The organism is Mucilaginibacter sp. P2_A5 (genome assembly GCF_056404995.1).
In genome coordinates, this window is record NZ_JBFUCY010000036.1 from 30,058 (window position 1) to 53,537 (window position 23,480).

The 23,480-nt window shown below is 44.0% G+C and carries 19 protein-coding genes and 1 pseudogene; 14 read left to right on the plus strand and 6 right to left on the minus strand.

The genetic code is table 11. The annotated features are described in order from the left end of the window. Positions 1 to 11: 11 nt before the first annotated feature. The 8 genes from AC1DXF_RS24790 to AC1DXF_RS24825 all read left to right on the plus strand — a co-directional run bounded on the left by AC1DXF_RS24790 (position 12) and on the right by AC1DXF_RS24825 (position 7,741). Positions 12 to 854, plus strand: a complete 843-nt coding sequence (locus AC1DXF_RS24790) for a cytidylyltransferase domain-containing protein (protein WP_477451391.1) — start codon at positions 12 to 14, stop codon at positions 852 to 854. Then, entirely contained in the window at positions 844 to 1,713 is an 870-nt protein-coding gene (locus tag AC1DXF_RS24795; protein ID WP_477451392.1) for a transketolase, read from the plus strand. The genes AC1DXF_RS24790 and AC1DXF_RS24795 overlap by 11 nt, the downstream gene beginning before the upstream one ends. Before the next feature lie 2 nt (positions 1,714 to 1,715). Then, positions 1,716 to 2,654, plus strand: coding sequence for a transketolase family protein (locus AC1DXF_RS24800; protein ID WP_477451393.1), 939 nt, complete (start codon positions 1,716 to 1,718; stop codon positions 2,652 to 2,654). Between the two features lie 13 nt (positions 2,655 to 2,667). Further along, a complete protein-coding gene (locus tag AC1DXF_RS24805) occupies positions 2,668 to 4,014 on the plus strand; it encodes an aminotransferase class III-fold pyridoxal phosphate-dependent enzyme (protein ID WP_477451394.1) in 1,347 nt (448 codons plus the stop codon). Continuing rightward, positions 4,015 to 4,821 (plus strand): SDR family oxidoreductase, encoded by an 807-nt coding sequence (locus AC1DXF_RS24810; protein ID WP_477451395.1) that lies wholly within the window; start codon positions 4,015 to 4,017, stop codon positions 4,819 to 4,821. It abuts the gene before it with no gap. A gap of 13 nt (positions 4,822 to 4,834) precedes the next feature. Next, positions 4,835 to 6,274, plus strand: a complete 1,440-nt coding sequence (locus AC1DXF_RS24815) for an N-acetylneuraminate synthase family protein (protein ID WP_477451396.1) — start codon at positions 4,835 to 4,837, stop codon at positions 6,272 to 6,274. Positions 6,275 to 6,276: 2 nt separating this feature from the next. After that, positions 6,277 to 7,263 (plus strand): sterol desaturase family protein, encoded by a 987-nt coding sequence (locus AC1DXF_RS24820; RefSeq protein WP_477451397.1) that lies wholly within the window; start codon positions 6,277 to 6,279, stop codon positions 7,261 to 7,263. A 100-nt stretch (positions 7,264 to 7,363) separates the two neighbouring features. After that, positions 7,364 to 7,741 (plus strand): DMT family transporter, encoded by a 378-nt coding sequence (locus AC1DXF_RS24825; protein WP_477451398.1) that lies wholly within the window; start codon positions 7,364 to 7,366, stop codon positions 7,739 to 7,741. Positions 7,742 to 7,763: 22 nt separating this feature from the next. Here AC1DXF_RS24825 and AC1DXF_RS24830 read toward each other — a convergent pair whose 3' ends face one another. Next, positions 7,764 to 8,333, minus strand: a complete 570-nt coding sequence (locus tag AC1DXF_RS24830; RefSeq protein WP_477451399.1) for a hypothetical protein — start codon at positions 8,331 to 8,333, stop codon at positions 7,764 to 7,766. A gap of 92 nt (positions 8,334 to 8,425) precedes the next feature. Further along, positions 8,426 to 11,386, minus strand: a complete 2,961-nt coding sequence (locus tag AC1DXF_RS24835) for a discoidin domain-containing protein (protein ID WP_477451400.1) — start codon at positions 11,384 to 11,386, stop codon at positions 8,426 to 8,428. Between the two features lie 363 nt (positions 11,387 to 11,749). On the opposite strand from AC1DXF_RS24835, the gene AC1DXF_RS24840 reads away from it, so the two are divergent. The 4 genes from AC1DXF_RS24840 to AC1DXF_RS24855 all read left to right on the plus strand — a co-directional run bounded on the left by AC1DXF_RS24840 (position 11,750) and on the right by AC1DXF_RS24855 (position 15,969). Continuing rightward, a complete protein-coding gene (locus AC1DXF_RS24840; protein WP_477451401.1) occupies positions 11,750 to 12,751 on the plus strand; it encodes a YncE family protein in 1,002 nt (333 codons plus the stop codon). 120 nt (positions 12,752 to 12,871) lie between these two features. Next, positions 12,872 to 13,876, plus strand: coding sequence for a fatty acid desaturase (locus AC1DXF_RS24845; protein WP_477451402.1), 1,005 nt, complete (start codon positions 12,872 to 12,874; stop codon positions 13,874 to 13,876). 199 nt (positions 13,877 to 14,075) lie between these two features. Then, positions 14,076 to 14,909, plus strand: a complete 834-nt coding sequence (locus tag AC1DXF_RS24850) for a sterol desaturase family protein (protein ID WP_477451403.1) — start codon at positions 14,076 to 14,078, stop codon at positions 14,907 to 14,909. Positions 14,910 to 15,063: 154 nt separating this feature from the next. Then, positions 15,064 to 15,969 (plus strand): hypothetical protein, encoded by a 906-nt coding sequence (locus tag AC1DXF_RS24855; protein ID WP_477451404.1) that lies wholly within the window; start codon positions 15,064 to 15,066, stop codon positions 15,967 to 15,969. Between the two features lie 98 nt (positions 15,970 to 16,067). Here AC1DXF_RS24855 and AC1DXF_RS24860 read toward each other — a convergent pair whose 3' ends face one another. The 4 genes and pseudogenes from AC1DXF_RS24860 to AC1DXF_RS24875 form a co-directional block, all read right to left on the minus strand. After that, positions 16,068 to 18,296, minus strand: coding sequence for a putative Ig domain-containing protein (locus AC1DXF_RS24860; protein WP_477451405.1), 2,229 nt, complete (start codon positions 18,294 to 18,296; stop codon positions 16,068 to 16,070). Positions 18,297 to 18,669: 373 nt separating this feature from the next. Further along, complete coding sequence (locus AC1DXF_RS24865) at positions 18,670 to 20,682, minus strand: glycoside hydrolase family 127 protein (RefSeq protein ID WP_477451406.1); 2,013 nt, start codon at positions 20,680 to 20,682, stop codon at positions 18,670 to 18,672. Between the two features lie 127 nt (positions 20,683 to 20,809). Next, a pseudogene (locus AC1DXF_RS24870) lies at positions 20,810 to 21,151 on the minus strand (PIN domain-containing protein); the annotation flags it as partial. A gap of 79 nt (positions 21,152 to 21,230) precedes the next feature. Continuing rightward, a complete protein-coding gene (locus AC1DXF_RS24875) occupies positions 21,231 to 21,440 on the minus strand; it encodes a hypothetical protein (protein ID WP_477357707.1) in 210 nt (69 codons plus the stop codon). 246 nt (positions 21,441 to 21,686) lie between these two features. Here AC1DXF_RS24875 and AC1DXF_RS24880 point away from each other — a divergent pair, with 246 nt between their 5' ends. Both AC1DXF_RS24880 and AC1DXF_RS24885 read left to right on the plus strand, forming a co-directional pair. Further along, a complete protein-coding gene (locus tag AC1DXF_RS24880; RefSeq protein ID WP_477451407.1) occupies positions 21,687 to 22,121 on the plus strand; it encodes a hypothetical protein in 435 nt (144 codons plus the stop codon). Positions 22,122 to 22,883: 762 nt separating this feature from the next. Beyond that, positions 22,884 to 23,237, plus strand: a complete 354-nt coding sequence (locus tag AC1DXF_RS24885; protein ID WP_477451408.1) for a hypothetical protein — start codon at positions 22,884 to 22,886, stop codon at positions 23,235 to 23,237. The last annotated feature ends 243 nt before the right edge of the window (positions 23,238 to 23,480 follow it).

Below are 23,480 nucleotides of genomic sequence, written 5' to 3' on the forward strand. Positions count from 1 at the left end.
ATACAAATACCATGACAGAAAAAATTGTAATTATCGTTCAGGCGCGCATGGCATCAAGCCGTTTGCCGGGCAAAGTAATGCTGCCCATATTAGGTAAAAGCCTTTTGGCCAGGATGATTGAACGCATCCGGATGATGCAGCATAAAGCCGACATCATTATAGCAACATCCGAAAACCAGGAGGACGATATTATAGTAAAGGAAGCACAGGAGATGAATATTCCCAGCTACCGCGGCAGCCTTAGCAATTTGCTTGACAGGCATTACCAGGCCGCACGGCAGTTTAAGGCCGATATAGTTTTAAAAATCCCATCTGACTGCCCGCTGATAGACCCGCGGATTATTGACCAGGTACTGGAATATTTTTTTGCCAACCGTGGCAAATATGATTATGTAAGCAACCTGCACCCCGCTACCTGGCCCGATGGCAACGATGTGGAAGTAATGACGATGGCATGCCTTAAGCAAGCCTGGGAAAACGCCGGCCGCCCGCTGGAGTTGGAACATACCACGCCATACATTTGGGAAAACCCGCTCATTTTTAGCATTGGTAATGTAAGCTGGCAAACAGGTTTGGATTACTCCATGTCGCACAGGTTTACCATTGATTACCCTGAGGATTATTACTTTATTGAGAAAGTATATAGCGAGCTATATCCCATTTGCCACCAGTTTTCTTGCCAGGATATCCTTAACCTGCTTAACCGTAAGCCAGAAATTTACCAGCTTAACACACAATACGCGGGCGTAAACTGGTACCGCCATCACCTGGATGAGTTGCAAACCATTTTACCCGACCAAACAAAAAAAGCACCGAAGGAAAACTCACAACAATTTGAACAAAGTGAAGCATAACACCCCAAACATTAGCGAGCAGGAGTTAACAGCTATTGCCTTAAACGTGCGCGAACATATTGTACGCATGTCGACAAATGGCGGATGCTTTACAGGAGCATCGCTGTCGGCCGTTGATTTGATAGTTTACTTATATACCCGGTTTTTAAATATTAACAAGGATAATCTTAACCATCCCGACAGGGATTATCTTTTCCTTTCAAAAGGGCATGATGTGCCTGCCTTATATGGCACCTTTGCCGAGTTGGGCTTGCTGGATAAAGAGCGGCTTAAAAACCACCTGTCTCTTAACGATCATATTTACTGGCACCCCAATACCCATATCCCGGGTATCGAGTTTCACTCCGGGTCATTAGGTCATTTGCCGTCGGTAGCTATCGGCGTTGCGCTTGATCTTAAAATAAGCGGCGGCAGCAACAAGGTGGTTTGCATTTTAGGCGATGGCGAATTAAACGAGGGCTCGTGTTGGGAAGCCGTATTGGTGGCCAATGCCTATAAGCTGGATAATTTGATCTTCGTGGTTGACCGTAACCAATTCCAGGCCAATGTACGCACCGAAGACCTGATCCCGCTGGAACCGCTTGCCGATAAATTCACAGCCTTTGGTGCCTCTGTAAAACGCATAGACGGGCACAACTTTACCGATTTGCACCACGCCTTTAGTATGTATCCTTTTGAAGAAGGAAAGTTAAATGTGGTGATTGCCGACACCGTACGCGGCAAAGGATTGCCCAGTATTGAAGAACGGGCCGACCGCTGGTTTTGCAATTTTTCTGCAGATGAAATTGGCCAGCTTTTATTGGAGCTGCATGGCGATCAAAACACCTTATTAACATCAGAAACTTTAGTAGTGAGATAGATATGACCTACGAAGAATTATTAACAGAAACGGCATTGGCCAACGAGCAGGTTGTGGTAATGACTGCCGAAAACCGCGCGCTGGTACGTAACCTGCCCGCCATTTTGGGCAAGCGTTTTATTGATACCGGCATTACCGAGCAAACCATGATAGGCGCCGCCGCCGGTTTAGCGCTGCGTGGCCGTATCCCGGTAGTACATGCCCTTGCTGCGTTTTTAACCATGCGCGCCTTTGAATTTGTACGTACCGACCTGGGCATTCCTAACCTGCCGGTTAAGCTGAGCGGTTTTATTCCCGGCCTTTTATCTGATGGAAATGGTCCCACCCACCAGGCTATTGAGGATATTTCGATAATGCGCGGCATCCCCAATGTAACTGTATTTGCCCCGGCCGATGAGGATGACCTTGTAAAAATGCTGCCGCAGATCTGGAACAGCACATCCCCGGCTTATACCCGAATTAATACCCGTAAAACCAGCTATAACCATGAGCCATTTGTTTTAGGCAAAGCCGAAGTAATAGCCCAGGGCAGCGATGTAACCATATTCACCTACGGTTTATTATTTGAACAGGCGCTTATTGCGGTTGATATGTTGCGCAGCGAAGGCCTTTCTGTAGGGCTGGTAAACATGCGTAGCCTTAAACCGGTTGATGAGCAGGCTATACTGCAGGCATGTGCTCAAAGTAGCTTGGTGGTTACACTCGAAGATCATTTTGTAACCGGGGGCTTGTACAGCATTGTAGCCGAAGTATTGTTAAAGCACCAAACCACCGCAAAAGTACTGCCCATAGCCCTGAACAATAAATGGTTCAGGCCGGCATTACTGCCCGATGTTTTGCAACACGAAGGCTTTACCGGCAAACAAATTGCCGAACAGATTTTAGGCTATAAAACCGCCCACCACCAACCAGAGATTTTAACACCTGAATTTTCAGAATAAACAGCAATTAAAAATGGCTAACAAAATAGCGCTCGACAATAATTTTCCTGCTATCAGCCAGTCTGATAGCCTATACCAGCGTGCTTTAAAGGTACAAAAGCCGGTTACCCAAACCCTGGCCAAAGGCCCCGGCCAGTTTACTAACGGCGTAGCCCCTAAATACATTGTAAAAGGCAAAGGATCGCATGTGTGGGATGCGGATGGTAACGAGTATATCGATCTTAATTCGGCTATCGGCCCTATCTCGTTGGGGTACGCCTACCCTGCTGTTGATGAGGCTATCCGCAGGCAACTGGAAGATGGCATCACCTTTTCATTAATGCACCCTTTAGAGGTTGAATTGAGCGAGTTGGTACAAGAGGTAGTACCTAATGCCGAAGCTGTTAAAATAAGCAAAACCGGCGCCGATGTTTGTTCAGCAGCTGTGCGCGTGGCACGCGCCTTTACCGGCCGCGATAAAATATTTTGCTGCGGATACCACGGCTGGCACGATTGGTATATAGGTATTACCAGCCGCAACGCGGGCGTACCCGATGCCATACAGGATTTAACCTATACTTTCGAATATAACGACATTGAATCGGTGAAAGCCGCCCTGGACGAGACTGTTGCCGCCGTAATCTTAGAGCCCTTTATTTTTGAAGCCCCAAAAACCGGCTACCTGCGACAACTGGCTGAAGTATGCAAAGCCAACGGTACCCTGCTGATATTTGACGAAATGTGGACTGGCTTCCGCATCGCAGTTGGCGGCGCGCAGGAATATTTTGGCGTTAAAGCCGATCTGGCCGTGTTTTCAAAAGCCTGTGCCAATGGAATGCCCATAGCGCTATTAACCGGTCGCGCCGATGTGATGGAATTGTTTAATTCCGAAGTATTTAGCTACACCACTTTTGGCGGCGAGGCTTTATCATTGGCAGCCTGCATAGCAACCATTAATGAGTTGCGCAATAAAAACGTGCCGCTTTATTTAGATACCCACGGCGCTTTATTAAAAGACGGATACAACCTTATTGCCATAGAAACCGGCATGGATAAATATACCCGTTGTGTAGGCTTTAACTGCCGCAGCATGGTTACTTTTACTCCCGAAGCAGGCAATGCCTTAGAGGTTAAAACCCTGATGCAGCAGGAGATGATAAAACGCGGCGTACTTTGGGCCGGCTTCCATAATATGTGCTACAGCCATACCTCCGAAGATATCGACTACATTTTGTTAGCATACCGCGATGTATTGCCCCTGGTAAAAGAAGCAATTGAAAGTGGCAATATCAAAAATTACCTAAAAGGCGAAGTATTGGAAGCTGTTTTCCGCAAGGTTAGCAACTATAACATTAAACCTAAAAGCGTTATAGCCGGCTAAATGATGAACCTTTTTTCATTAAATCACAAAACGGCTGTAGTTACAGGCGCGCTTGGCCTGATAGGAAAAAAACATTGCGAAGCGCTGGCAGCAGCCGGTGCCAATGTGGTAGTGGCCGATATTGATACCGAAGCGACACAAACATTTGCACAACAATTGGGCGAAAACCATTTGGGTTTAGGTGTTGACGTAACCAGCAAGCAATCATTAGTTGACGCGCTTAATACCATACTCAATAAATACGACGGCCTGGATATCCTGGTGAACAACGCAGCCATCAACGATAAATTTGAAGATCCGGCGATGGCTAAAGAGCTTTCGGCATTTGAAAACTATCCGTTAGAGGCTTTCCAGCGGTCATTAAATGTAAATGTAACCGGGGTATTTTTAAGCTCGCAGATATTGGGTACCCATATGGCCCTGCAGGGCAGCGGTAGTATCATCAATATTGCCAGCACCTACGGCATGGTAGGCCCCGACCAAACGATATACCGTAACGCGGCAGGCGAACAAACATTTTATAAATCGGCAGCTTACCCGGTAACCAAGGGGGCTATCATCAACTTTACCCGCTTTTTGGCTGCCTACTGGGGGCATACCGGGGTAAGGGTAAATACGCTATCGCCAGGTGGTGTCGAGAACGGACAGACCGAAGATTTTATAGGCAATTATTCAGCAAAAACTTTATTGGGCCGTATGGCCAAAGCATCTGATTACCAGGGTGCGCTTGTATTCCTGGCCAGCGAGGCTTCGGCCTACATGACCGGCGCAAACCTGGTAGTTGATGGAGGATGGACAGCAATTTAATTCACACATAAACATGAATGAAATTTTAAAACAAAAAGCGGCGGGCATCAAACTTTTGCTAACCGACAATGATGGCGTATTAACTGATGCCGGTGTTTATTACAATACCGATGGCGAACTGCTAAAAAAATTCAACATGCGCGATGGCATGGGTGTGGAACGGCTGCGGAAATTTGCAGGCGTAGATACCGGCATCGTCACCGGCGAGCACTCCCCTTCCCTAATAAAAAGGGCTGCCAAATTGCAGATAGTTGAACTGCACGTAGGGATTAAAGACAAGGTTGCTGTTTTAAAAGAAATTTGCAGCCGTTTAAACCTGTCATTAACCGAAGTTGCCTACATAGGCGATGATTATAACGACCTTGAAGTAATGAAACTGGTTGGATTTACCGCTTGCCCTGCCGATGCCCTGCCGCTTATTAAAACAAAAGCCGATTTTGCAAGTACCCTAAACGGCGGCGAAGGCTGTTTCCGCGAAGTCGCAGAATTTATTATCGATGCAAAAGGGAATGCTACTTTACCAGCCGGCAACCGCAACGGTACTATTACCTTGCAGAATGGCCGCGTAATTGGCAAAGGCCAGCCAAGCTATATCATTGCCGAAATTGGCATCAACCATAACGGATCGCTGGAAACCTGTAAAAGGCTGATTGATGAAGCAGTTGCCGCCAAGGCCGATGCCGTTAAGTTCCAGAAACGCACCCCCGAAATTTGTGTACCAAAAGATCAATGGGAAATTATGCGCGATACTCCCTGGGGCCGTATTACCTACATCGATTACAAACGTAAAACCGAATTTGGGATAGCCGAATACGCCACAATCGACCATTACTGCAAAAAGCTGGGTATCGATTGGTTTGTATCTGCCTGGGATGCTCCTTCGGTTGATTTTATGGAGCGGTTTGATACCATTTTATACAAACTGGCATCTGCATCATTAACAGATTTTGACCTGATCCAACGCATCCTGGAAACCGGCAAACCGCTGATGCTATCTACAGGCATGTCAACCATGAAAGAGATTGAGGCCACCATGAACTTTGTGAATGCCTTTGATGAAAACTACCCTTTATTCATCGCCCACTCAACCTCGGCCTATCCATGCGCCCCGCAGGAATTAAACCTTAAAATGATCCAGACCCTGGAGGCCAAATATCCGGGTATTCCTATCGGTTATTCGGGCCACGAAACGGGTTTGGCTACTACTGTTGCCGCAGTATCATTAGGAGCAACCTTTGTTGAGCGCCACTTTACGCTTGATCGTGCTATGTGGGGATCTGATCATGCCGCATCTGTTGAGCCACAAGGCCTGCAACGCCTGGTACGCGATATCCGCGATGTGGAAACAGCTACCGGCGATGGCGAAAAACGGGTTTACGATTCGGAACTGGCGCCTATGAAAAGGTTAAGGGTTAACATCAGCGACGAGTATAAAGAAAAACCATTGGTTTAGGAATGCCCCTGCAAAAAGTATACACCATAACATCCATTATCCTGGCCTGCTGGGTGGTTTTCATTATCGCCTGGGAACGGATATCGCCCTACCGTAAAGGCCTGCCATTTTTCAGGGAAGGTTTTTGGGTTGATTTGGTATGGTATACTTTGATACAGAGCTACTTTTTGAAGATCCTGATATTCAGCTATATCATTGCGCCGTTGCAACAGCATTTCGATCTATCGGGTTGGAGTGCTGTTGGCAACTGGCCTTTGGCCATACAGGTATTATTTTTTGTGGTGACACATGATTTGTACATCTACCTGTTCCACCGTTTTCAGCACTCCAACAATGTGTTCTGGCGCATTCATGAGGCGCACCATTCCGGTAAACAGGTTGATTTTTTGGCAGGGTCACGCTCGCATTTTATGGAGATAGTGATTAACCAAACCATCGAGTTTGCCCCCATCATTTTGTTAGGGGCAAACCCCATGGTAGTGCCCATTAAGGCGCTGATAGATGCCATGTACGGCATGTTTATCCATGCCAACATCAATGTAAAGTTTGGCAAGTGGAAGTACATCTTTAACACCCCCGAATTGCATTTATGGCACCATGCCAACTACCAGGAGGTTTTTCACGCCAATTTTTCAACCAAGCTGTCTGTTTGGGATTACGTGTTTGGTACCGTGTATGACCCTGGTCATGCGCCGGGTAACAGTCCTGAAAACTGGGGGCTTTATTATGAGTACCCGAAGGATTACTTTTTACAGCATGCCTTCAGCGTAAAGCGTTTTGATGAGCAAAAACTTTTAAAATATCCGTGGTTTAAATGGTATTATACTTTAAGGCACAGGTTAATGGGCTACTTTAAAAAACGGCTCGGTAAAATATACAGTGTACCTGATTTTCATCTGCCGCCGCCAAACGAGAAACCTGCATTAACGAATGATGTTCCACCGGAACGGGTGGAACGCATGGAGCGGGTGGAACACCTTAATGCCTGATAATGAACATTTTAAATAAATTAAAAAAACAATTTCAGCGAAACACCTTAACAACTGATTACCAGCAACTTAACACATAATTTTAACTAAAAAGCACAAATTGGCCTGGATATATCTCATCATAGCCGCGGCATTTGAAGCCGCCTGGACCTTTTCGCTCAAGTTCATGAAGTTCAGTGACTTGAAAGCCCTGCGCTGGCATTCGGCTTTAAGTTTACAATATGGTTTGCCGGTTTGGCTGCCCTTTGCCGGCTACATTCTTTTCGGGATAGGAAATATCTACTTTTTTTCGCTGGCCATCAAACTGGTACCTACAGCAGTTGCCTATGCGGTTTGGACGGCCATTACACTGATACTGATCAAAATTGCCGAAATGGCGGTATTCAACCAGAAACTATCCTGGATGGAGGTGTTTTTTATGACGCTGATTATGACCGGTATTTTAGGTTTGAAGTTTTTTGGGACGGAAGTGAAATAGCAACTCGTCCTTTTGTAGCCCTTTAAGATTCTACGTTAAGTACAAGATATATTTTGCCTTCATCGTTTTTAAAAACATCTATCGAACTTAAATCCAAATCGGACAGATCATGGCAACAAATTCCATATTTTCCGTTAGTTTCATTCCTGTTGATCAGGCCCTCCCTTTTATCCCTCGGTACAATTTCTGTTTTTGTAGATTTTTCCTCCCCGGCGTAAACTTCGTGATATTTTTCGCTGATGGCCTTAATCAATTCCTTACGGGAGAAGCTTTTTGAAACGGATTCCAAGGTAAATGATGCTGGTTTGGTAAGCGGATAATCAATAATCAATGTAACTTTGGCAAAAGCCAAAACTACTTCATCAGAGTCAACAAGCCTGTTTAGCTCCTTACCAGGGTTTTCAAGGTTTACCCAAGGAATAATTCCGTTATCAAAATCGCTGGTATCCTCCGGCAGCGCTTTTACCTTGTATTCAATATTCGATATTTTCACCCCAAGAGTATCGGTTGGATCGCCGTTTTTTTGCTGCGAAAAGCTTTTGCTACCATATCCGATAAAAGCGAGTAAAATTAGTACCAGTTTAAATGTCATTCCGTTACGCTAAAGTGTTACAATAATAACGAGTTTATATTTATCAAAAATTATAAAATGGTCTCTTAATACCGAATACCACTTTATTTCAGTTAGCGCTCTATATTATTATTGTACGGGTCAGCTATCAGTTTAATACCATCATTACCCAAAACATCCGCATCAAATTCAATCCTAACAACTTTAGTTTCTCCTTTTAACAGCGTAAAATAGTTGTCATTTACTATAGCCGGTAAAATCTGTTCGCCGTTTGATGCTTTTACTGCCTGTGCCCTAATACCAAATGCTACCGCTTTTGACGACGCCGGATTGGTTACCTGGGCTGTGATATAATATTTACCATCAGCTTTAACCGTTTTATAAGTTACTTTCAAATTTACTTTTGGCAGGGTTTTCAGTGCCGTATAATCCCGGCGTTTGTTGCCGCGCCAGTAAAAATTATCAGATACCAGTTTGCCGTTTTTATCCGTGAGTTTTAGTTTGATAAAATGGACTGCAGATAACCCTTCGCTGGCCACATCACCCTGGTAAACTTCAAAATTGTATAGGGAGTAGCCCCAGTAAGTCGCCCGTTCTACACCCTGCATCCGTACATACCTGGCGGTTACTTCGGGGAAGGTGATCTTTTGCGTTCCCTGGCGGCCATCGGTGGTGCTATAAACATCGCGCCAGGTACGGTTGTCGTTTGATGTTTGGATTTTGAATGATTTGGCATACGCATCTTCCCAGGTGAGGCCAACGCCGTTGATAACTTCGTCGTTACCCAAATCGATAGTGATCCATTCTGCGTCGCTATAGCTGCTGGCCCACCGGGTGTCGCTTTTACCGTCGTTAACATCCGATGCATTGCCATTGGTTGATGATGAGGCAAAAACAGGTTTATCTTTAGCCAGATCGGCTTTGTAGGGATTAAATTTAATATCGAACACCTGTGCTGCACTGTTGGCAGGCGCATCTGCGTTTTTGCTAATACTATATTGTTTTACCAAAGAGCCGTCGAGGTTATATACATCTGCCGAGGCGGTTAATCCCTCCACGTCCGCACGGGTGGTATTGATGATTTTGATGGCATTGGTTAACGGGTTCCATTGGATATGTAACGGTTCGCAGGCTTTTTTTGCTCCCCAGAATGCTCCGGTGAGGTCGTAATAATAATCATAAGTTTGCCACACCATTGATGGATAGGCCGATTGGCTCATCCAGGTCATCAGGCCCGAGGCATCTTCGCCCATGGCATCCTGCCAGCCCTCAAACATCGCCTTGTTGGTCTCGATGTTTACAAACTGGGCCTTGCGGCAGTAATCTTCAATTCCTTTTGGCGTGCCGTAACTGCTTACGCTTTCGTCATAATAATCGGGTCCGGCATTAAACGCCAGCGGACCAAAAAAGTGCTGGTTCCACATCTCGTTGCGCGGCCACCATTTATCTTTCGGCATGAATTTTTTAAAGCTGTCGAAATTGGTGAACACGGCGGTACCCAGTTCAGAACGCAGGCCCCAGCCCTTATTGCCGCCAGAGCCGATTGGATAGGCTGTAAAGTAATAGCGCGGATCTTTATTGGCCCAGGGCCCGCTACCGGTTAGGTTTTCGGCATGCGAGTTTGGTTGGTAGTAGCGTTCGCCGCCATCAAATGTCGCCAGGTCTTCTTTAAGCCAGTTATTCAGCGGCGCCATCGGCCAGCCTTCGTTCTCGGCACACCACACGGCTATTGCAGGGTGGTTACGGAAACGTTTTATTTTTTCAATCGCGTTAGCATTAAAAACATTGATATCGGCAGGCAGGTTTTCGTTGGCGTTCAGCCAAAAATCGTCCCAAACCATTATACCATATTTATCGCAGGCATCATAAAATTCCTCGTCGGTTACCGAGCCAATCCAGTTACGGATCATGTTAAAGTTCATCTCCTTGTGCAGCCTAACCCTGGTATCGTATTCGGCCCCGCGGCAGCGTAACATATATTCCGACATTCCCCAGTCGCCGCCTTTTATAAATACTTTAACCCCATTAATGGCCACATGCAAAACCTGACCAATGGTATCATAGCTGTACCTTTTGATACCGAATTTAATATTCTGAACATCCGAAATCTCATCGCCAACCAATGCACTTAGCTTACAGCTGTAAAGGTTTGGCTCGCCATAGCCATTTGGCCACCATAGTTTGGGGCTGTTGATCATCAGTTGCTCAAAATCCTTTTTATCCAGCTTAATGTTAGTACTGCTGTTACCATTTACATAAACTTTTTTTGAAAATTCGATATTGCCAGGGGTGATAATACCTTTGACGAGTACAGCCTGCGAGCTTGCACTATTGTTTTTCAACTCGGCCGAAACGGATATATCGGCCCGGGCATTGGTTGGCAGGCTGCTTTGTATCCATGGATCTTTTATGGTGATATCACCGGTATTGCTCAAATAAACATTATCTGTAATGCCCGAATTTAAGCCGGGTACGTAGGGCATCCAATCCCAGCCGGCGCTTGATACATAATTGGGGCTGCCTACATTGGCCAGCGGTTGCACGGGCAGGTAAACCAATACCGCCAGCACATTTTTATCGCGACCTTTTATCAACGCAGAGATATTGAATTGCCCGCGCATCATAAAACCATCCAGGCTACCCAGCAAGGTACCGTTCAAATAAATGTCGGCTTTGCGGTTTACGCCTTTAAAGTTTAGCCAGGTATTCTTTTGGGAGTAATGGGCCGGTACCTTAAATTCGGTACGGTACCAAAAGTTACGGTCGTATTTTGCGCGGTCAACCTTATAAATATTATCGCCAAAGTTGGGGTCTTTTTCTAATCCGGCAGCCACATATGATGAAAATGTGGTTCCCGGAACTATGGCCTGCACCCAGCTATTCGTGTTATAACCTGCTGATTTTATCTTATCCGCATCGTTCACATCGGACTGCGGCTTTATCTTCCATTGCTGCGTTTTTGAGCTATTGAGGTAAACAAAATTTGACTGTGCGTTTGAGTTGCTGCACAGCAACATCACGAAGATTATGGTAAAAGCAGTCTTAAAACAAGAGATCAGGTTTGTTGGTAACATTTTTAAATTTGAGCGGTGGTTTACAATGTAGTTTTCAGACCGGTAAATTTATCTGATGCCCTCAGCTCAAAAAATGGATAAACTGTTGAATGCGATGGATTATTTTACTTAAAATAAGTAAAATAATTTATTAAATTCTAACTAAAAAACCACTTGTATGTATTGGTTTTTGACATATTGGGCGATGAAATTTCGGGGAATTCTTGGGGGAGGAATGACGTATATTCATCATCATCCAGTTTTAACCTCTTATAATAAACATGATGCATCCGCTATTCAAAAACAAACTACCAAAACCATTATAAACAACAATATTTCTACAGATTCGCAAAGTAATTTCATTGCAAAATCAGATCTATCAAAATGAAAAAACAAATTTTAACTTTTGTCGCGGCAATAATCGGTTTAGCACCTTTTACCCTAAAAGCCCAAACCTATGTGGCCGACAAAACCATCTCCCTGACCGGCGATGGCGGGTACGATTACCTTGCCATTGATAAAGTAAACAACCGTTTATATGTATCGCACGGCACCCAGGTGAACGTTATCGACCTGGCTACCGATAAAGAAGTAGGTTCGATCAACGATATGAAAGGCGTGCACGGTATCGCCATCGTGAATAAGCTAAATCGAGGTTTTATTACCGATGGTAAGGCCAACGCGGTGATTGCATTTGATATTAAAACGCTAAAAACCATTACAACCATAGCGCTTACAGATGCCAAGGGTCCCGATGCTATCATGTATGATCCTTATTCAGATCGCATTTTCAGCTTCAATGGCGAAAGCAATAACTCTTCGGTTATCGACCCCAAAACTTTAAAACAGGTTGGTACGGTGGCATTGGGCGGAGGCCCCGAATTTGCGTTACCTGATGGCAAAGGCAAAATTTACAACAACCTGGAAGATAAAAACAGCCTGAACATTATTGACAGCAAAACCCTTAAAGTACTTAAAAACTACCCGCTGGCACCATGCGGTGGCCCTACCGGCCTTGCTTTGGATGCCGCTAACCAGCGCGTATTTACTGTTTGCCGCGAAAATAAAGGCATGAGCGTTGTTGATATCAATACCGGCAAAGTAACAGCCACCATACCAATTGGTGCGGGTGTTGATGCAGTAGCTTATGATGCAGAAACAAAACTGGTATTTTGCTCCAACGGCGATGGTACAACCACCATTATCAAACAAAAAACGGCAGATGAATACAGCGTTATTCAAACCCTGAAAACCGCCGTGCGCGCTAAAACATTAGCCCTGGATACCAAAACCCATAAAATTTACTTAAGCGTGGCCGAGTTTGAGCCTGGCACCCGCAAACCGTTACCCGGAACATTTAAAGTACTGGTTTACAAGCTTCAATAAATTAATTTCTTATATAAAAAGAATATGAAATGTTCGTGAATTTTCCAGGTTGAACTTTTATTTTGACGGCAAAATGATATTTTTAAAACGTTATTCCTATATTTAACGTTTATATTTTATATGATTAAAAGAACTGATTTTGTTTACTCGTCCGAGTCTGAACCACATCGTATCCGTACAAAAAAGATTTTAAAGCAGTTTCCGCAATTGCGTAAGCTGATAGGTAAAAACCCCAATACCATATTTGCTATTATTGGTTTGGTAGCCTTCCAGGTGGTTTTAGCCTGGTTTTTGCGCGACCAATCATGGTGGTGGATATTTGGAGCAGCCTACCTGTTAGGCGCCTTTGCCGATCACGCATTGTTTGTGATGATTCACGAATGTACCCACCAATTGTTGTTTAAAAACCGCAATGCCAACCGCTGGGCATCTATGTTTGCCAATTTGCCGCAAATATTGCCAAGCGCCATCTCGTTCGAAAAATACCACATCAAACACCACTCTTTCCAGGGTGTACATGAGCTGGATGCCGATTTGCCCAACAAATGGGAAGCAAAACTCATCAGCAATTCGTTTTTTGGCAAAGCAATATGGCTGCTGTTTTTCCCGGTATTCCAGCTTTTCCGCTTATCCAGGTTAAGGGAAATACACCCTATTGACGGTTGGATAGTTACTAACTTTTTATTGCAGGTTATTTTTACCACGGCTATAGCTTATTTTATGGGCTGGCATTCGGTTGCATTTTTACTGCTTAGTTTTTCCTTCTCGGTAGGCTTACACCCGCTTGGCGCCCGCTGGATCCAGGAACATTACCTTACCCACAGCGTTGAGCAGGAAACTTATAGCTACTATGGTAATTTTAACGCGGTAGCATTCAACGTAGGCTTCCACAACGAGCACCACGATTTCCCTTCTATCCCATGGAATAAATTGCCCGAAATCAAAAAAACAGCTCCTGAATATTACGATACCCTGTACTATCATACCTCATGGACAAAGCTATTTTTCCGGTTCCTGTTTGACAGGGAAATCTCGCTTTTCAACCGCATATTGCGTAAAGACCGCGGCCGGGTAGCACTCACCGATATATCCAAGCCCGATGCGGAAATGGAAATGGTAAAATAACATTAAAATACAGAAGGGGCTTTAAAGCCCCTTTATTTTTTTATCCGTACGGCATTGTAAAAGAAGACATTAGACCTGTGCAACCAGAAAACCATGTTCATTTTCAGGGCAGAAAGATGAACAAATAATGAAGAGTTAATATTGAATTAAAGTAGTTGTAACAAAGATATTATCTTTAAATCTCTATTTTAATTTAACTATGCACAAACTGAGCTCATTTTTTTCTCAGCATGAAGATCTCACGCAGGTACTTTTATACGCCGGTGTAATAACAGCCTTATGGTTTGCCGAAATGCTGGCTTCCTTTGATGGTATAAAAACCAAATGGAAACACACCTCAGTTAACACGCTGTTTATATTTACCGCCCTGCCAATACAACTGATGCTCACAACATTTGTTGTTTTAATATCGGGTTGGGTCACCGCCCACCACTGGGGGCTTATCAATTTTATTCCTTTTCACACCACCCCCTGGGTATATTACATTACCATGTTTATGATGATGGATTTTTGCGAGTACGTTTACCACGTTACCATGCACAAAATAGAGCCCTTATGGAGATTTCACCTTGTGCACCATAGCGATCTTAAGGTAGATGTATCAACCACCATCAGGGAACATCCTTGCGAAACCTGCATCCGCACCTGCTTTTTAATGCTTTGGGTATTTATTTGCGGCCCCGCCATAGGCGTTTTAATATTGAGGCAAACCTTCCAGTCGTTTTCAAATATTGTTGCCCATACCGAGTTCAGGCTACCTTCAAGGCTTAACAAAATTATTGGTTTGGTATTTATTACCCCTAACCTGCACCACGTACACCACCACTACCAACTACCCTACACCGACCGCAATTATGGGGATGTACTAAGCGTCTGGGACCGGCTGTTTGGCACTTATGCCAACCTGGATAGAGAAGACACCGTATTTGGCATAGACACCCATATGGATGAAAACCTGAATGGGAAATTTGCAAATGTATTAAAACTCCCTTTTCAAAAGTTCAATCATCACCAAAAGCATAAACAGGTGTAGGCCTTTGCATCGGGCCAAATACTGCCTTAATCTGCACTTTGACACAGCCAGGTAATTTTGGCTGCATTTTTGCACACATTATCAACAATTGCATTTAATTAATGTCAATTTCATACTAATATGGTTTATTTGCATTATTATTTGCAACGATAAAATGAGTCGAAGAAAAAAGTTACAAATACTGGTGCCCGTTGTAATGCTGCTTTTTATAGTCGCATATGCCAAGCATCGTTTATTGGATAAAAAACCAATAAGCGGTACGCTAAGCAGCAAATTAATGGACGAAACATCGGGCATAGCGGCATCATCAATTAATCCCGATGTATACTATGTGCATAACGACAGCGGCGATACCAGCCGTTTTTTTTCGATAAACCCCGAGGGCAAGTTAAAAGCCACCATTTATTTTAAAGGGGATAAAAAAGCTAAATTGGGCGTAAACGACTGCGAGGACATAGCCGTTGGCCCAGGCCCGCAAAAAGGTAAAAGCTACATATACCTAGGCGATATCGGCGATAACAGGCTGGACAGGAAATACATTACTGTTTACCGCTTTTTAGAAAACACCTTATGGGCGCAGGATACAACAACACACGCCACGCCGGTAACTGTTAATTTCAAATATCCCGATGGCCCTAAAGACGCCGAAACCCTGATGATTGATCCGGTTGAAAAACTTTTATACATTGTAACCAAGCGCAGCGATACCGTAGCGGTGTATACATCGCCATTGAGTTATAAAGCGAATGATACGCTTACCTTAACCAGGCGTACCAAGCTATTTTTCGCCGGTTTTAAGCCTTTTAAATGGATTACCGCGGGCGATATCTCGAAAGACGGGCAACAGATCCTGTTAAAAAGCTACGAAAAAGTTTACTACTGGCAACGCCAGCCTAATGAGCATGTATGGGATGCCATGGCCAGGAAACCAAAAGAACTGCCTTACACCGTTGAAAAACAAGGCGAAGCCATAGGCTTTACACCCGACGGTAAAGGATACTACACTACCAGCGAAGGCGTATTCTCGCCTATTTACTATTACGATAGCCCCGGAAAATAGATCGATAAAAGACGGCATCAAATAATAAAGGCCTGTGAAAATATAAAACTTCACAGGCCTTCGTATTAAAGTTGACGGCAACAAGCGTCGCTCCCAATTTATTTTTCCACCCGTACCAGCAGTACACCATGCGGCGCTATTTTAGCTGTTAGCGTATTGCCGGTAACCACAATATATTTTTGCTGCCAGGCATCCCTGAATTTGGTATAGCCCGCTATAGCCGGATCGGTTTTATCAAGGCTGATGGTTTGGTATTTATCGGATGTATTAAACAGACCGATTGCCTTGCCCCCATCCTTTAACTCTTTTACCCAAACCTGGTAATCATCTTTTTTGATATATTGGTTTGCGCCTTTTCCTAATGCGTCCTGGTCAATTGCCAGCACTTCGTCGTTGGTAAGCAGGCTTAATGTAAAGGCATCCAGGTGCCCCATATCGCACCCAATTAACAAAGGTGATGCCAACAGGCTCCACAAGCTAATGTGCGTGTACTGCTCATCAAACGTAAGCCTGGTGTTATGCAGGCTTGGGCCCCATCCTACTTTACCAACAACCAGCATATCCGGGTCATTAAAATGACCGGGCTGGGCATGTGGCGCTGCCGGGCCCTGGTTAAAGCCAATGGTAGCCATACTTTGCCAGGTATCCTGGATATCGCCTGTGGTGCGCCAGCTATTACCGTTTACTTCGGCACCCCACTCCCATACATTGCCCCAGCCATACTGGCAAAGGCTGTACATGATATCGCGGTTTGCTTTACCTAATGCAGCCTGCATTACCTGGTAAGGTTTCTTCAATCCATCAAGATCTGGTTTGGGTGCAATATCCGAGTATGAGCACCAATCGTATTTTAAATAATCGATACCCCAGTCGGCGTAGGTTTGGGCATCCTGGTCTTCATGCTGCCAGCTGCCTAAAAAGCCACCGCAGGTACGCGGGCCGGGCGACGAATAAATACCCATGCGCAAGCCTAAACCATGCACAAAATCGGTAAGGCCTTTCATATCAGGAAATTTGCTGTTGGTTACAATTTTGCCGTCGGCAGCGCGGTTTTCGGCTTCCCATCCATCATCGATATTGATATAAGCCCACCCGTGCGAACTCAGTTTATCAATCATGGCTTTGGCCGAAATACGTACCTTTTCGTCGTTAACACTCAGGCCCCAGGCATTCCAGCTGTTCCAGCCTAAAGCAGGGGTTAAACCAATATTATCGCCAATGCTAATGGTGAATTGTTTTGTTTTGGCGCCAAGGCTGTTGCTTACCGTAAAAGTTACCGGGTAATTGCCCTTTTGAGCTACCGAACCGCTGATTACCCCGGTTGCGGCATCTACCTTTAAACCTTCGGGAAGCCCTGCTACCTTGTACAGCAACGGCCTTTTACCGGTGGCAGGTATAAGGTAAAGGAACGGGTGGCCCGGCCGCGCCCCAAATACATCGGCACCATTAATTTTCACCTTTGCCGTTGGGTAAGGCGTTAAAATATAAGGCGTAGTTTCTGTTTGTACTATCGATTTGCCCGATTTGGTATCGGTAAAAGTATAGCTGATAATATATGATCTTTTTGCCAGGCGCGCTATCGAAAACGAGTATGTAAACGGCTTGCCGCTGGTAAAATTGGCCGGGTTTGTTTTTTCGTAAAGCACGGTACCGTTTTCGGGGTCGGTTACTTTAAATGCAAGGGTGCCGCTGTACTGGTAAGCATTTGTAGTGTGTAGTTTAACACTTTTGCTCAGGCTGTTATTATCGCCGTATACAAAATCAGCCTCGGTATTTACAGCCACATGATCCATTACATCGGCCATGGTAATGTTAAATGCACTACCGTAGCCGCTGGTTACCAAACCGCCATCGCCACCGGTATCAAATATACGCACCGCCAGCACGTTTTCTTTATCCCACAAAATAGCGGGGTTGTTTGCCGCTATGGTATATGAGCGGCCGCCGTAATGGCCATCTTTTATGGTACCGCCGTAACCACCGTATTTGGCTACCAGTTTACCGTTAAGGTAAACCTCGTCGTTATCATCAACAGTGCCTAAATTTAAGCGCAGGCTATCTTTCAGGTACGATTTATCTTTTAATGACGACGGAATAACCACTTTGGTACGATACCAGCCGAAACCATCGTAATTGGGATGGCCCTGGCGCTCCCAGTTTTCATCAAGTTTGGCAACCTGCCAATGCTGATCGTTATATGTCGGCGACGCCCATTGAATCGAATCGCCGACCGTAAATTTCCAGCCTTTGCTGATGGAAACCTCCTGCGCCGAGGCTGTCAGGTAACCCGTGGCAAGGAATAATAGGATAAAAATCTTTCTTATCATAATTGATGTTTTAATGATACCATTAAAAGTCGCCATAAATTAAAGGCGGCCTGCAATTGGCTCAGAATGGTTTACTGGTTTGTTTATACTTTTTAAAGGTATAAACATTTCAAGAAAATAGAAATGTATGTGTAACATTTATTAAAAATGGGAATAGTCTAAAATCGTCATTGCGAGGCACGAAGCAATCCCCTACATGCTAAGTCCAACATAGTTCGGGATTGCTTCGTACCTCGCAATGACGGTAGTTTAGAACATTAGTTTAACTATCTCCGTTGCACGTCATAATGATTTTTTCAGGTTTTACCTGATGGATACTCGTAATGACGGTAGGTTACCACATTAATTTTTCAATAACGAGCCGAACCTACTTTTATTTACTCAACAACTCCACATACTTCACCTGCTCGGGAAACCAAACGGTCATCTCCCCTTTACCGCGGTTTGCCCATGAATAATATGGAATAGCGGTTAATGTACTGGTGCCCGTGGTGATGTTTTGGTTTGCTTCATCAACATTAACACTTTTTACATCGGCCTTTAATGTCATTACGCCATTTAGCAAATCAGCATTATAAGTTGGGGTAAAAACAACGTCTTTAGGGATAATAAAGCTGCTCGGTTTGCCGGCATTATCCTTCCACTCGGCACAATACATGATAGGGCCGCGCTGAATGGCAATTTTTCCGTTGTCGTCGGCCAGTTTTTCGTTGGCTATTACGCGTTGCACATCCATGGGCAGCGTAAGCTCTACCTTATCGTTCTTTTTCCATTTTTTGCTGATAACGGCATAGCCATGTTCCATTTGGTAATCAATAGCTTTACCGTTTACTTTTATTTCTATTTTTTGTGCCGATGGCTTCTCGTAGCTGTACAAATCAGACGGGATAGCTTTATCCTGTGCCCAGCCCGGAATACGTATTTTGAGGTTCATATCCATAGCCGAAGCCGGATCGATATTGAATACCAGGCCGCCTTCCCAGGGGTAATTATTTTGCTGAGTAATTTTAAGCGCCTTTTCGTTAACCTTCAAATTTGCCGATCCGCTGATGAACAGGTTGACGTAAACATCGTTACCATTTTGGGCGTACATGTAACCTGGGATAGAAGGGATTAGCCGCACAATATTGGTTGGGCAGCACGAGCAGGTAAACCAGCCTGAGCGCTCACGCTCAATATCGGGGTGCGTAAAGCTATCGCGGATTTGCATGGCATTGGTATAAAAGAACGATTTACCATCGAGTCCAACACCCGAAATTAATCCGTTATACAAGGTCTTCTCCAACAGGTCGATATATTTTGAATCGCCATGCAATAAAAACATCCTTTGGTTCCAGAAAACATTGCCTATAGCGGCGCAGGTTTCGTTGTATGCTGTAGTGTTTGGCAACTCGTAATTGCCGCCAAAGCGTTCACCATCACCGACTGCGCCTATGCTGCCCTGTACATAAATCTTTTTGCTCACCATGTTATCCCATATCTTATCAATAGCGGCGATGTATTGCTTATCGCCGGTGAGGGCTGCAACATCTGTCATTCCCGAATACAGGTACATTGCGCGTACGGCGTGGCCTTCGGCTTCCTCCTGGTTGGTAACGGGGGTGTCATCCTGCCAGTAAACACCATTTTCCCATGGATTCTTGCTTTTTTTGTTGTATTCCTTGTGGCCACGGGCATCAATAAAAAATTTGGCCAGGTCAAGATATTCCTTTTTACCGCTGATGCGGTATAGCCGTACCAGCCCCATCTCTACAATTTCATGTCCGGGCGCAACCGTGCGTTTACCGGGGCCAAAAGTGCGTACCAGCAAATCGGCGTTTTTAAGGGCGATATTAAGGAAATTGCGTTTGCCGGTAGCCATAAAGTGGGCCGCGGCGGCTTCGTACATATGGCCGCTATTGTAAAGCTCATGGCTCATATTTTGCTCGTTAACCCAGCGCTCGGGGCCGGCCCAAGCTTGCGGATGAATTGGGTCGATAGTGCGGGCGGTGTACAGGTAACCATCGGGTTCCTGCGCCTTGCCTACTATGGTGATCATCGAATCGAGGTAATGATCCAGCTGTTTATCAGGATGAACGGCCAACGAATACGAAGCGCCCTCGATGGTTTTATAAATATCGGTATCATCAAAAGGGTAAGTGGTGCAAAATTTGCCCGAACGGGCTGCTGCCATCTGGAAGTTTTTTACCCTGCCAGTACTTTCGCAACGGGTAAACGATGCCGGGATAGTGGCCGTGCGGTTGGTTTCAATCCGCGAATTCCAGAAATGATCGGCCAGTTTTACACTGGTAAACGGAACCGGCTGAATGGGATAATCCTGCTGCTTTTGTGCAAAGGCCGAAAAGCTGTAGCATACAGCTAATAATAAACAGATGTTTTTACGCATAACGGGTTAATATAATTGGCTTTAACAATATAAAGGTAATACATTTCAAATGTACATTAATTGTTGTTTTCACACTAATTAATTTTAACTGTTAATAGCAGGAAATTATCCGGAGATAATTTTAATATTAAATCAATTTTTGAGATTGCAATAGCAATTGAAACTGATGAATGTCAATTAATGGGATACGAGGAAAAGGAATTGTTTTAAGAATATTAAAATGGCGGTCATGAGTAACTATATAGTCGGCATTTGCAGCAAAAGCACAATCAACAAACTTGTTATCGTCTTCATCGGTAATTAAATTAAGATTATAATAAATTGGGGTAAATAATGCGTTCGGAAGTTCGGTTATAGATCTGATAACGTTCAGCGCAACATTATTGTTCCAATGTGTGCCTATCATTTCTTCATATTCCAAAAGAATATCAGCTGTAATTGCAAGCTGATACTTATCATTCAGAAGAGCCTGGTAAAGCCAATGATACTTTGAGCGGCTTTAAACCGATACAAGCATGATATTGGTATCAAGAACGATGACAAGCTTTTTACCGTTGCTCATTCAATAACTTGTCCATATCATCATTTGTAAGGTTCCTTTCGTCCCAAATACTATCGGCAGCTTTAATGGCTTTATCAGCAAAAAAACGGGCCAACAAATTTTTCAGATCTGTAAGGTCATTATCAGACAAGTTGGTTCCAAATAGTTTCATCAATTCTATCTGGGCATTATTTAACGGATATTTTAAAATGCTCATAAAGTTTACTCAACGATGTAAACAAATTTAAAGAATATTTTTTATATACCATTTTTTATTCAATTGGTTTAACGGGTGCCTAATAACACCGTTACCAAACAACACTTCAGATTCGCTTTTTTATGAAAAGCGAACCGATAAAAAATCATCTCATTTATAATCAGATATCTATATTTTATACAGTACTTTGTATTGCATAATACTATATAAAACACCTATCTTTATTTCAAACTTAATCATCAGTATATGAAAACAGCATTCAATTTAAAAAAAGCGGTTATTATCATCTTTTTGCTGGTAGCCGGTACCACAGCAGGTTTCGCGCAGTGCGACAAAACCGTAACCTTAACATCATCAAAAACAAGTAAAATTGATGACCAGGGCAACACCGACAGCAGGGATGAAAACACGGTTGTTACCATTACAAAAACAGAAGTAACCATTGTTCCCGGTGGCGACGATCACAAGATGTCGGGACCAATCAGTTCAAAAACCTGCGACTGGAAAACGCCTTTTAAAGAAGGCAAAACAGTTATCAAAGCGAAACTCAGTGATGATAATGGTCATGACAGAACCGCAACCATAACTATCGCCGGTGTAGCAGGCAAAGTTACGCTCACATTTGAAGCCGAGGAAAAACCGGGAATGAAGATCATGGTAGTAGCCGATAAATTTGAGTAGGCTTGATTGTTTTTGCGTGAGGCGGATGGGATCTGCCTTACGCTTTGTTTCTCATAAGCTTTGGGCTTGCTATGAGTTCCATAGAAATTGCAAATTCCGCCGTTTTATATGTGCCGAACCGTTTCTCATTTGCCTCCTGTTTATTTTACACCGGGTTGAAACCCGGTGCTACAATATTGGCCGAGGCTACGCCTCTTTTTAGCGATTTAGAGTATTTCTTAGTTCCTGGCCAATTCCCCCCGTTAAGGATCATATATTGTTGCCACAATAACAATATAGGCCGGGGCTTTGCCTCTATTTTCTTGACTCAGGGTATATCCCCCCCCTACCCATACAATTGCAGCTAAGGGCCATAGGCCCGAAACATATTGTAGCCACGGGTTTCAACCCGTGGGATATTTGAACAATCGCGAAAGTGCCGTAGGCACGGCCCATGTCTATACACAAAATCTGTCAATAAAATTATTGTCAAAATATCTTGTCAATAATTTTATTGACAAAACGCGTTTATGATAAACTATCGAAGAGATGACGTTTAATTTTATGATATTCCTGGCAGGGCAACTGTTTGATGGTCTCATTTATAATCCTTTCGCACAAAATCGCTTAGAAAAAACAAGTAACTCACTTGGCGTCTCCGCGATCTTTACGCTAAAAACCTCTTAATTTACTAACGTTTCCCACCCACCATTAAACTTAACCTATTGTTTATGATAAATTTTAATAGCAACAGTACTTTTAGCTACAGAAAAACAACACGTTATGAAAAGAAAATTCTTAACAACTGTATTGCTGTGCTGCTGCTTTTTTGCCTGCTTAGCTGCCATTGCCGATTTTAGCGGAAGCTGGGCCGGAATTTTAACAATGGAAAATGGCGACCAATATCCCTTAACCTACAATTTTAAAATTGACGGTGATAAATTAGCCGGCACCGTACAAACCCCTAAAGGCGAACTACCTGTTGACGATGGCAAAATTAACGGCGATAAATTTACGTTTACAGTTACCCTGGGCGATATCGAAATACCACACAGTGGCAAATTTTATGGCGATTCTATCGGCGTAGACATTGCGGCTAATGGGGTTAAGGCGCATACTACGCTGAAAAGGAAGTAGCGTTGAGTTAGATTTCAGGTATCGTCAGGAGTTATAAAATCCATCGAAACCCTGGTGGGAATAACGTTATAAAAAGACTGTCATCCTGAGGAACGAAGCATCTATTCGCGAACTTTTCTATCGGTTATGCACAGCTGATAGATCCTTCGTCCAGGATGACAGCAAAATGGGATATGTCATAGATAGTTATCAAATTTTAGTTAAATAGTTATCAAATTTTAGTTAAACTCTGAAGGAGGAATG